We start from the raw sequence: 12,300 nt of genomic DNA on the forward strand, positions 1-12,300 counted from the left end.
CAGTTGGGCAAGGGGCGTACGGGGCCCAACCGAGTATCTGTAACTAAACTGGAGTCGACATGGAATTGGAACGCAGGAATCAGGGGGCACGCAATGAGGCGCCTGCAACTTTCGTGCTTTTGCACGGCGCCTGGCATGGCGGCTGGTGCTACCGCGACACCGCACTTGTGTTGCGCGCGTCCGGCCACACCGTCTACACCCCCACCCTCACGGGCGTCGGCGAGCGGGCGCATCTCAACAACCAAAACATTACGCTGGAAACTCATATCCGCGATGTGTGCGGCGTCCTGGAAGCAGAGGAGCTCTCCAATGTCGTCCTCCTAGGCCACTCCTATGGTGGCATGGTCATTACCGGTGTGGCCGACCGCATGAGCGATCGCATCAAGTCTCTAGTCTACCTGGACGCCTTCGTTCCCGAACATGCGCAGTCGCTCAACGACTGCCTTCAACTGGCGCTATCCAAAGAGAACGCCGCTGCATTTCTATCGGCCTTTCGAACAAGTGCGATGACCGATAACAGTGGCATGACACTGCCAATCCCAGCAGCGGTCTTGAACGTAGAACCGAAAAGCCACGCGTGGGTCGACCGTCGTTGCTCGCCTCAGGCACTAGCCACGTTCGAGACGCAAATCCTTCTCACGGGACGCGGATCGGTGATCGAAGAGCGGTTGTTCATTCTTGCCGAAGGATGGGATCCAAGTCCCTTTCCGTATTTTGCCAAGCAGGTCATTGGAAAAACGGGTTGGCGTGTCTCCACAGTACCGTGCGGTCACGAGGTGATGGTTGATATGCCGGTCGAGCTCGCCAATCTACTGATGACACTTACCTAGTCTTCGGCTTTGTCAACTTCTCGCACCGAAACCGGAAAGGCAGCAGAGGCGCACAGTAGATGGCGCCGCGGCCGGCATCACCCGGCGATTACAGACATGCGCGTAGTGCTGCGTCACTCCACGTGACTTTGTGACACAGCAGTATTGGGAGGATCGTTTGGGTCGGACATTTGACCGATAGCGTTGAGCGACCCCGGATGCGATTCTTGTCGCGGGCTAAGGCCCGAGGTATCCAAACGATGACTGTGCAACGTGACAGTCCTTCACGAGCCAGGATTCGACTTACTAACCAGTGCATAAGTAAGCGAACATAAATCGACACCATGGTCTAAGCTTAAAGGGGCTTGGGGAGAGGCGTGATGCGCGAGGACGACGGCCGACAGCTTTCACATGCAACGCGGGAAGAGATGCGGATCCACGCGGTCAAGCGAGTCGATGCTGGCGAGTCGCCGGAGGACGTGATTCGCACGCTGGGCTTCTCGAGGCCGCGTATTTACGAGTGGTTGGCGGCGTGGCGCGAAGGAGGTATTGAAGCGTTACGAGCCAAGTCTATTCCGGGCCGGCCAATGAAGCTGTCGTCCGAAGCGATCCGCTTTGTCTATCAGACGGTCACAACGAAGAATCCGATGCAAATGAAGTTCGAGTTTGCGTTGTGGACGCGAGACATGGCGCGGGAGTTGATTCGCGAACGTTTCAACGTCAGGCTCTCCGAGGTATCGGTCGGTCGGCTGCTCAGGAAGCTCGGGCTTTCACCCCAGCGGCCGCTGGCGCGCGCGTACCAACGCGACCCAGAACTGGTCGAGTCATGGATGCGGGACGAATATCCGGCGATTGTCAGGCAGGCCAAACGCTGTGGGGCTCAGATTTTCTTCGTCGACGAATCGACGGTGCGCTCGGACTACCACAGCGGCACGACCTGGGCACCGATCGGTCAGACACCGGTGGTCGAAACCACCGGCGCGCGCTTCAAAGTGAACCTGATCTCGGCGATCAGTCCGCGGGGCCAACTCCGTTTCATGTGCTTTGAAGGCAGCTTCAAGATCCCGGTGTACGTTGACTTCGTCAGGCGACTGATACTTAACGCCGATGCTCCCGTCTTCCTGATCGCCGATGGTCATCCGGTTCATCGTTGCAAAGCGATCCGCAAGCTTGCCACAGAATCGGATGACCGCCTTTGTCTGTTCTTCCTGCCGGCTTACTCGCCGGACCTGAATCCGGACGAACTCGTATGGGGTTATCTCAAGCATCACAAGATCGGCAAGCTTGCTATCAAAGGTCCCGGACATCTTAATTAGCGTGTTCGAGCAGTTCTGCGCTCGTTGCAGAGAATTCCGGCTTTGGTCCGATCCATGTTTCGTCATCCGTCAGTCCGTTACGCGGGGTGACGCATGTCCGGTTACTTTGTTTCGGCTAAGTAAGTCTGCGAAAAGAGGCGCGATGCGCAGTTGTTTTTCGCTCGCCGCTGACAACCGCATAACACTGGCCTCATCAGTCGCTCGGATACGACCCCCGCTGCGGTCTATCTGAGTGGCTGCGGTGGTGGTGCGAGGTTTGTTGACAGGTTCAGTTGAGAGCTGGCGGATTGGCCTGCTCCACTACGCTGCGCAGGCGAATCCGCCGGCGTGGAACCGGGGCAGCGCTGTTCAGCTGCGTGTGGTATCGATGCAGCTTAAATTCCGATCATCTCTGTCTTGACGCAGGGGGCCACTTTACGCAGTGCAATGGAATAATAATGATGAACGGTTTAACACTTAGGCAGAAATTGTGGATGCCGCTGATTCTTTCGTGGCTTGGCCTTTTTGCTCTAACCATCTGGAATGCAGTGCAGACCCGCGATCTCCAGTTGGCTGAGCGGAAACATGACTTGCGCGACGTGGTCGAAGCGACCTACTCGATCGTTGCCGGCCTGAACAGGCTCGCGCAGTCGGGTGCAATTTCAGTGGATGCAGCTCAACACGAAGCATTGTCACGTCTCGCCGATCTGCGAACTGCAGACAACGGCTACGTGACCGTTGTCAGCACATCTTCAGTCATGGTGATGCATCCTTTGAGCCCGCGGCTCAACGGCACCGACCAGTCAGGTTACAAAGATGCGAAAGGAACACCCCTGTATAAGGAAATCGCAGATGCGGGAAGTTCGGCCAATGGCTCGGGGTTCGTGGAGTATTGGTGGCCCAAGCCGGGGGCCAGCGAGCCAAGTTCGAAGCTAGCCTTTGTGAAGCGCTTTCAGCCGTGGGGCTGGGATCTGACGTCTGGCGCCTATCAGGATGACATACAGGTCGCTTTCTATAAAACGTTGCTGCATTCCGTCTTGATGTTGCTGGGGCTAGGAGCCGGAATTTCGTTGCTTGCTGGTCTGACTATCCGTAGCGTGAGCCGATCCGTTGGCGGCGAACCGTCAGCCGCTGCGGCGCTCGCGAGACAAATCGCGGAAGGTGATCTGACTGGCCAGATTCGTGTTACTCCCCATGACGATTACAGCGTCGTGTCAGCGATTGCATATACCCGTGATAATCTCGCTGAGACGGTGTCGGGAGTCAAGGAGACCGCAGATGCTATCAGGCTGGCTGCCGCTGAGATTGCGACTGGCAACGCTGATCTGTCCAGTCGAACAGAACAACAGGCGGCGTCGCTGCAGGAGACCGCAGCCGCGATGGATCAACTGACTTCAACGGTTAGACAGAACGCAGATAGCGCGTCTGAGGCGAGTGATGTGGCAGCAAGCGCTTCGGCGCAAGCGATACGTGGTGGCGCGGTTGTCAGGAACGTCGTTGACAATGTACGTGCTATAGCGGCAAGTTCTAAACAGGTCTCTGAAATCACGTCAGTCATCGACGGAATTGCGTTCCAAACCAACATCCTTGCCCTTAATGCTGCAGTTGAAGCCGCGCGGGCTGGCCAAAACGGACGCGGATTTGCGGTCGTCGCGGGTGAAGTACGTAGCCTCGCGCAGCGAAGCGCTGCCGCGGCCAAGGAAATTCGAATGCTGGTAGAAGCGTCCATGGTGCAGGTTGAAAGCGGCGCGGGACTTGCTGAGAATGCGGGTCAGGCCATCACCGATATTGTGGCGACTGTGAACCGGGTGACGAAGATCATGGAGGACATTGCAAGCGCATCGAACCAGCAAAGTTCAGGCATTGAACAGATCAACCGTGCGATTTCGCAAATGGACGCGACAACCCAACAGAATGCTGCATTGGTGGAGCAGGCGGCTGCCGCCGCTTTGTCCTTGAGTGATCGTGCAGTCGAACTCAACGATGCGATGCAGTCATTCAAGCTGGAATAGCCATGATCGAGCTAAAGCGCCTGGATAACCAGCAAGTCGATGTGATGGCGAAGGGTTAATCACATCGCTCAATCTCGGGTGATTCGGGCTTACTGACCGGCCAGACCAACTGGCTGATCAAGTGTATGCCGATCGACTTCGGAAACTGAAGTTGATAATCATTGAGAGGCCCCCTGGCCGCCCGATGGAGGGGGCGGCCAGGGTCTACAGTTGAACTGCATCGGTCAAGGACCCCGTAACCCTGCGTGCGACTTTCACCGCACAGGGCTCGAGCACAGCATCAAGCGTCTTGCTGACGCCGGCCTTGCCGAATTGCACAAGTCCTTCGCAAACCGTCACATCGTTGGCTCATCTCATCGTTGAGACGAGGGCGCTGAACCGTCGGAAACGGTCGGGTCTACGCCGCCGCCAACATGAAGTCGGGTATTCTTCATATTGAACGCCTTGCCGTTCAGGCATAACGTATTTTGGTCGGACCGCGCGGCTTTACGCATTGCGCGATTCGTCAACCCTGTACTTTTCTTGCATCAGCCTGACGTAATAGTTTTCCCGGATGATATGAATGAGAAAAACTTACCGCACCGTCCAGCTTGGTCGCCCGCGCAGATGATTCGGTCAATTAACAAAACCCCTGCTAGCGCTGACCTAAGACGTTCGCAATACGAAGCGTTTTCGCACCAGATTCCGCTCTTGTACGCGCTCCTCATCGTCAATACGGCGGCAGTAGTTTTTACTCATTTCCGGGTGGCGCCGCATTGGTTGGCAATCTATCTACCATTCGCTCTTTGCGCGGCGTGCGTCGGACGGGTCGTCCTGTGGCTGCGAGCCCGCAACGTCGAGTTACCCGACGCGGTGATTGCCCGCAGACTCCAGAACACGCTGCGACTCGCGGTTGTACTCGGGGCGGCGTTCACCGCCTGGGGCCTTTTGCTGTACCCCTACGGTGACGCATACGCCCGGTGCCACGTCGCGTTCTATATGTCAGTCACGGTGGTTGGATGCATCTTTTGCCTGATGCATATGCGTGCCGCAGCCATGCTGGTGACGTGTATCGTCGTCGCGCCTTTCGCGCTGTTTTTTCTGATGAGCCGAAATGTCGTACTCGTCGCGATTTCAATCAACATGGTGCTCGTAGCCGCCGTGATGATTGTTATCCTGCTGATCTACTATGGGGACTTCGCCAGTCTTGTGGAATCGCAACGCAAGCTGTTGACAAAGCAGGCGGAGACCGAACGCCTCAGCGCGGAGAACTTCCGGCTCGCCAACCTCGACAGCCTGACGCAACTCCCCAATCGGCGCCGCTTCTTCTCCGATCTCGACAGGCTGCTTTTAACGACCGACGTCCCCAATGCGGGTATCGCCGTGGGCATTCTTGACCTGGACGGGTTCAAGCCAATAAACGATCTTTACGGACACCTTTTTGGCGATCGGTTGCTCGAAGAGGTCGGGCGTCGTCTGGGATCGCTCCGGTTGCCGGGCATGACTGCCGCGCGCATTGACGGTGACGAATTCGGACTCCTGTTTAGCGGCGACGTCGGTCAGGCCAGGTTGCTTGATCTGGGCGCTGCGATTTGCACTGCGCTCCAGCGACCCTATGAACTGGCGGACGGCACCGCACGTTTGTCAGCATCGATCGGCATCGCGGTTTTCCCCGATGCGGGCAAGACTGCAGTAGAACTTTCCGAGCGGGCTGATTATGCACTGTCCTTTGCAAAAAATCATCGCCGTGGTGGAACGGCGATCTTTTCAAGTGAGCACGAGACGCAAATCAGGCGGTTTAATGAAATCGAACAAGGCCTGAAGTTGGCGGATTTCGAGCGCGAAATTTCAGTATTTTTCCAGCCGATTTTCGATGTTTCTTCTAAAGGGATCGTCGCTTTTGAAGCGCTTGCGCGATGGACAAGTCCGACGCTTGGTACGATATCACCCACAGACTTTCTTGCAGTCGCCGAGCGGACCGACCTGATCCACTCACTGACGCAAGTTCTGCTGCGCAAAGCCCTTGAGGCCGCAGCGACGTGGCCACCGCAGATGCGCATTGCGTTTAACCTTTCCGCCCGCGACGTGGGCTCTCCCGAGGCAATCGATCGGGTGATCCGTACAGCGCTTGCAAGCGGCGTGGCGCCACATCGGATCAACTTCGAAGTCACTGAAACGGCGCTCATCCAGAACATCTCCAGTGCCCGTGAAACACTAGGCGCCTTAAAAAATCTGGGAGTGGAAGTCTCCCTCGATGACTTCGGCACAGGGTATTCCAGTCTGAGCTATGTTCATCGACTTCCGATCGACAAGCTCAAGGTCGACCGTAGTTTCATTGCTGACATTGTCGACGATACGGCTGCACGCGCTGTCGTAAAGAGCATTATCGACCTGTCCAAAAATCTTGGCGTTACCTGCGTCGTGGAGGGTGTCGAAACCGCGTCGCAAGTCAACGTTCTCTTAGGACTGGGCTGTTCGGTCATGCAAGGGTACTTCTTCGGCAGACCGATCGCGGGACCAGATGTGTTAGAGGGCTTCGTGATGAATGGCTTCTTGAATGAAACCTTCCTGTCAGACGAGAGCAAGACCGATAGCGATCCTGGCCCGAAACGAAGTAATCGCGTTGCGACTGGAAGGAGCGAGGAGCGAAGATAGTAACGAGGGTGACGTGCGACCGGCTGGCTTCTCCTCCGTGAGATAGACACTCTCCTGGAGCAATGGGAGTGGTTTGCAACCACGTTGTCGCCCGCTGCGGCAGGCGCGAAACCCCGGCGTCGCGCAACCAACCGCAACCGATGCTGGAGGCGGTGGATGATGCACCGGCGGGTCGGTAGAAACGCTTTGTTTTGCTGCCGAACGAATAGTCTGACAGTGTAACGGTGTGCGCGCGAACGTCCGGTTCGTAGTTGCGGTCCACTCCCATCTGAGGCTTCGATGTCCTTATTGCAGTCGCGAAGGCTCGGGACCAGGCCTAAAGTTCCCCGGAAAACAGTCGTTAAAACGGGTTGGGCACCTTTTACTGTGGAGAAAGAAATAGCTGCCTGGCGGGTGATGCAACGATCACCGCTAGTGTTGACGTTCAGAATTGCTGCTAGCCAGTGATCATAGTGGTGCTAGCAAGATCGATAATGACGCTAGCGTGCCTTGCAATTCATTTCAAGCATCGCACGTGCCCTTGAAGCAACAACAGCACTTTCGTTAAACCGGGCGCTTCGCACAGTCGGGTCTGCGCCGAGCGCGATCACGCGTGCCGTTCGGAATATCCCTTCATACAAGCATTAAAGTCTTTTCCAGAATCAATCCACAAGGACGGGTACTGCTCCCGGCAACGCGCGCCATCCCGCTCGACACCGACTGCCGATGATGACAAGCATTGTTCGGATCGCCCGCCATGAGAGCCCGGATCGCCGACGCCACGATCGCAGAGTTACTGAACAAGTTCCAACACGATTGTTGTACCATCGCAACAGGAATCGAATCACGCCGATTGTGTCCGATCCCTTACGCAGCAAGGCATTCGACACACTTAGCCGCTAGCGTTCCGGTGAACACGGCTAGCGGCAATTGTGAACACCAACACCAACTCCGCCCTGAAGGACGGTGCTTGCGCGAAAATCCTTCGGATCAACGCTGTTACCACCGAGGAATTTGTACCGGCCGTTTCGAAGCACCGTTTTATATCGATATCTCGGACTCCTAGCAATAGTAGAAGATTGGTGCACACGATTCCATCCAGTCATAGTGGCTGCACGCAGTCGCCCATGCCCAGTTTGAGGTAGGAACTACCCCCGTACGACTATCGCGCATCGCGCAGACGCTCTTTCGGTCAGCAAGGCAAAAACGAATGCGACGCTCCTCGACAAGATCGGCAAGCCATTGCGAGCTGTCTGGAAGAGCTGTTGGTGACCTCGGGCACTCCCAAGAAGCGATGACTCATGAGATATCAGGGAACGGAGGATCGACGCTTCTTCTTCGTCCTTGCCCGTCGTAACCGTCACCCCGAGTGCTTTGCAATTCTCGAAGCAGCTGAATTGTGTGCATTCCGCGCCCCGGGACAAGCGCGGTCAGATGCCAACCGTTGACGAGATGGCATCAGACGGATCACTACATCACTTCGTCATGTATAACTGTCTAAGGACGCCGCCGCGTCGTGTCCGGCAGCTTACGCCAAGGCAAATCTCCTGGGTCGACGGCCAACGCACCCCGCGCTTTCGCCGTCAGCACATCCTTGCGTTCGTCTACTACAAGTGGCACAAAGTCGGCCCGAAAGTGATTGCTGCTTTTAACGACAATGATCTTCATGAGTTCTGGCTCAACTCCGACGAAACGAAACAGCTCGCGATCCTGAGTTCCAATCTTCGCGCTGGCCACGACTACCAGAATTCCGTCGATTTCGACGCAAACAGAGCATCCGAGCTCAGCAACGAACCCGGTCATCTTGGGACCTTTGTATCTTACTCGGCCATCACTAATCGACCGGACCACGAACTCACCCTCGACAGGCGGATCGCTAGGACCGTCCCACAACATTGAGCTTTGCCCCAAGCGGCCGTAAAACCGTGCTCCAATTCCCGCTTGGGTTGCACGCCTGGCGAATTCCGCATCAGTCATTACGCCCACAGCGATCCGTTGCGGAAAAATCCTGCCGGCACCGGTTTTTATCAGCGCGTGGAGCATTCCGGTTGTCGAGCCGGTGCCGCCGATTCCGGGATTATCTTGCGTATCGGCAATGACCACCGTCTTCTCGGTTTCACCACCGCGTCGTACCGCTTCAAGAACAGCATCCTCTGCTTCATAAACATTCAACCGCCACTGCGTTGGCTCCCCAGCCATGGCCTCAAGTTGCCGGACTGCCTCTGCCGCGCGATCTCCGATGCTCCAGATCATCGGTGCACATTCCTCGAAGTCCGAGGATGGGAATCCCATGCAGAAGTTTGAGAGCGTACCTAACTCGGCGTCAATCCGAAGAAGGTAATCATAGATTTGCTTGGGCTTACCAAAAGTTGTGTTTTGTGAATTGATCGGAATTAGAAATGGCAGTCGCGCATGACAACCCTTTTCTCTTTGCCCCTGTTCCAAGCGGCGCCGCAACGCCTCTGCCGTCAACGCGCCCGTTTCTACGTAGTCGATGTGAGGATACGTTCTGAATGCGACCATTGCATCAGCTAGCTCAAGCATTCGATGCGTCACGTTCGCGTGCAGATCGAGACTTACAACGATTGGCATCTCGTCACCGACGAGCGCACGAACCCTAGACAACAATTCACCTTCTGCGTCATCGAACCCCTGAGCCATCGCTGCGCCATGCAAGTCAAGGTAGACCGCGTCAAAATCGCGCTTCGAGACATCACCGCATATCTCGCTGCAAATTCGTTCAAATGCATCGGAAGTGACGTACGACGAAGGCACCGCGCCACACCAGAGGCTTGGAACGAGTTCCCAACCCTGCTCCCGTGCAACCCGCGCGAATCCCATTCCAGGTACGGGCACGTTTTCCAGCATCTCCAGCATCGCGCTTCCTCGAACTGCCGCGGGGAAAAGTTCACCAGCGTTAAATGCTTCCCAATTTGCAAGGTCGGGGGCGAAGGTATTGGTTTCGTGCTTGAAACCGGCAACTAGAACTCTCATACACTGACTCCGTGTGACCATAGTTCCTACGCGCGTTGAATGACTTCATTCTTGGCGCGCGGTGATTGACAACATCTAGCCTTAGGCGCTCCACCGCCGAGGGGGGCGGTAGAAATTCGTCGCCGAATTATGCTGACGTCGAAACGGTATCCGAACGGCGGATCATTATTGTTGCAGCCCGGTTACACAAAATAGATAGTGCGCCAAAAAATAGGATGGCAGACATCACATACAAGCCGGACTGAATCGACCCGGTGGTATTTTTTAGCCAGCCAATTAAAAAAGGACTCACAAATCCACCAAACAACCCAATGGTGTTTAATAATGCGATTCCACCAGCAGCCGCAGTTGCTTTCAAATAGGCTGTCGGAATGGACCAGAAAACAACATACGCCACATAAATACTGACCGTCGCACCGCTCATGCACAAAAGTGTGCGGATCAAGTCGTGCTCAAAGGTCGATGCAAGCAGTACTAGGCATGCGCCCAGGATAGCGGGAATCCCGCTATGAAGGCGACGTTCCCCTGTACGATCGGAGTGACGTGCCAGTACTGGCACTAGCAGAACGGTCGCCAGATATGGGATTCCTGCATACCACCCTAAGGCGCCGTTGCTAACGCCGCTAGATTTGAGCATCGTCGGTAGCCAAAAGCTCACCGTATAAACACCACAAATCAAGCAGAAATAGCCAAAAGCCAACATATAAAACCACGGATCCTTTACAACCGCCCCAAGCGAATGATGCCGCGTGCGCGGACGAACAGCCTGTATGTCGTTCGCCAACGCTGCACGATCATCTTTTGATAACCAAGTCGCCTGAGCCGGGGTGTCAGCCAAGTAGAAAATAGTGACTGCGCCCAACAAGATGCAAGGCAAACCTTCGACAACGAACAGCCATTGCCAGCCCGCGAGACCTCGCGCCTGGTCAAGCGCACCCATAATTAACGAAGCCAACGGCCCACCTAACAGGCCTGCGAGCGGCCCACCCATCAACACGATACTCATAACTCGAGCACGTCGTGTATCCGGGTACCAGTAGGTCAGATAGAAAATCATACCCGGGGCGAATCCTGCTTCAAACACGCCGAGGAGAAAGCGCAAAACGTAAAAGCTTGTCGAGTTGTGAACGAATAACATAGACGCAGAAGTCACGCCCCAAAGCACCATAATTCGACTGATCGTCTTGCGTGCACCAATACGTTCGAGGATGAGATTGCTCGGCACTTCGAAAAGCATATAGCCGAGAAAAAAGATACCGGCTCCAAAGCCATAGACCGCTTCATCCATGCCTAACGCCTGCTGCATTTGAAATTTGGCGAAGCTTATGTTGTAACGATCAAGGCATGCCAGTACGTAACACAGCAACAGAAATGGAAGAAGCCTCCAATCGATCCGTCGGTAGATGGCTTCGAGCTTTTCGATATTATCACCGTCTTCTGACTTCACCGTTATACGTGTTCTCATGAACACTGCCTCCTATCAGACGCTCTGATTTTAGTCACTAGATGCACTTGCTTCGTGCGGAAGACCTGTCTGGCTCATCCGGCATAGCCGCAGCGATCAAAAGGTTCCGCGACGAGTGCTAACCACGCCGCACGCCTTTTTGTCCCCCAATCGCTATTCCGCGGAATGCCGCGTCACATAGTCCGCGATCTCGTCGTGCCTCGCAAACCACACTCCGCCGTCCAAGCTCTTTGCGTACTTGATGAGCTCCTCGACGATCCAAATACGAGAGCGGTTCGTTATGATGTGCGGATGCATCGTAAGTTCGAAGAGCCCCCCTTCTTGGTGTGCAGCATCGAGCTCCCGCTTGAAAATGTCGAATACTTGTGACGGCGGAGTGTAGGGACGCAAACCTTGGAAGCGGTGCATGAGGAAATACACGGCATCGTCGCGGACCCAGTCGAACGGTATCTCAGTGATCCCTGTCGGGAGTCCATGCGATTCAAGTTCGTAACAGTCCTCGTCAGCGCCGAGCGAGGAGTCGTAAGAAAAGCCGAGTTCTTGAAGGATTTGCAAAGTGTTTTCCGAGAAATCGGCCGACGGCGAACGAAAACCTGTGGGTCGCCTACCTGTGACCTTTTCCAACTGGTCCATTGAACGGGCGATCAGGTCGAGTTCGCTTTCGCGGGGAAGGTTAGAGTTGAGTTCATGAATCCAGCCGTGTACGCCAATCTCGTGCCCTGCTTCGACAACTTGGCGCTGCTCCGCCGGATAAAGCAACGCGGTCACGGCCGGTACGTAAAAACTCGCCGGAACAGAATATTTCTCAAGCAATTTCAGGATCCTTGGCACGCCCACACGGTTCGCGTACTGCCCCCAAGCGAGACGATTGATCGACTTCCCGCCGTCGCGAAGCTCGTTTGTCTCGTGATCCGAATCGAAGGCAAGTGCTACCGCGAATCTAGCGCCATCGCGCCAACGTGTGGGACGCAGCCGCCGACCGGCACGGACCCTGCCAACTAGCCGACGCCACTCTTGTTCCGGCCACTGCCATGGCTGTACCGTGCCCTGATCGCTCATTCCGATTCTCCTGTGTGACGCGCGTTCCGCGCAGATTGACCACCCGCTATGTC

The 12,300-nt window shown here is 55.6% G+C and carries 7 protein-coding genes; 4 read left to right on the plus strand and 3 right to left on the minus strand.

Annotated features, from left to right (window positions below):
- Positions 1 to 59 precede the first annotated feature (59 nt).
- The 4 genes from P0D96_RS37240 (at position 60) to P0D96_RS37255 (ending at position 6,750) form a co-directional block, all read left to right on the plus strand.
- Positions 60 to 830 carry an alpha/beta fold hydrolase gene (locus P0D96_RS37240; protein ID WP_408318653.1) on the plus strand — a complete coding sequence of 257 codons (771 nt, stop codon included), beginning with the start codon at positions 60 to 62 and terminating at the stop codon, positions 828 to 830.
- A 407-nt stretch (positions 831 to 1,237) separates the two neighbouring features.
- A complete protein-coding gene (locus P0D96_RS37245) occupies positions 1,238 to 2,125 on the plus strand; it encodes an IS630 family transposase (RefSeq protein ID WP_408318712.1) in 888 nt (295 codons plus the stop codon).
- Positions 2,126 to 2,565: 440 nt separating this feature from the next.
- Positions 2,566 to 4,116 carry a methyl-accepting chemotaxis protein gene (locus P0D96_RS37250; RefSeq protein ID WP_408318714.1) on the plus strand — a complete coding sequence of 517 codons (1,551 nt, stop codon included), beginning with the start codon at positions 2,566 to 2,568 and terminating at the stop codon, positions 4,114 to 4,116.
- Positions 4,117 to 4,674: 558 nt separating this feature from the next.
- Positions 4,675 to 6,750: a putative bifunctional diguanylate cyclase/phosphodiesterase gene (locus tag P0D96_RS37255; protein ID WP_408318655.1), complete on the plus strand. Its 2,076-nt coding sequence runs from the start codon at positions 4,675 to 4,677 to the stop codon at positions 6,748 to 6,750.
- 1,476 nt (positions 6,751 to 8,226) lie between these two features.
- Here P0D96_RS37255 and P0D96_RS37260 read toward each other — a convergent pair.
- From P0D96_RS37260 to P0D96_RS37270, 3 genes are all read right to left on the minus strand, one after another.
- Positions 8,227 to 9,723: a M81 family metallopeptidase gene (locus P0D96_RS37260; protein WP_408318657.1), complete on the minus strand. Its 1,497-nt coding sequence runs from the start codon at positions 9,721 to 9,723 to the stop codon at positions 8,227 to 8,229.
- Between the two features lie 127 nt (positions 9,724 to 9,850).
- Positions 9,851 to 11,188, minus strand: coding sequence for an MFS transporter (locus tag P0D96_RS37265; RefSeq protein ID WP_408318658.1), 1,338 nt, complete (start codon positions 11,186 to 11,188; stop codon positions 9,851 to 9,853).
- A 153-nt stretch (positions 11,189 to 11,341) separates the two neighbouring features.
- Complete coding sequence (locus P0D96_RS37270) at positions 11,342 to 12,247, minus strand: polysaccharide deacetylase family protein (RefSeq protein ID WP_408318660.1); 906 nt, start codon at positions 12,245 to 12,247, stop codon at positions 11,342 to 11,344.
- Between the last annotated feature and the right edge of the window lie 53 nt (positions 12,248 to 12,300).

This window comes from Paraburkholderia sp. RL17-347-BIC-D (genome assembly GCF_046027915.1).
GTDB lineage: Bacteria > Pseudomonadota > Gammaproteobacteria > Burkholderiales > Burkholderiaceae > Paraburkholderia.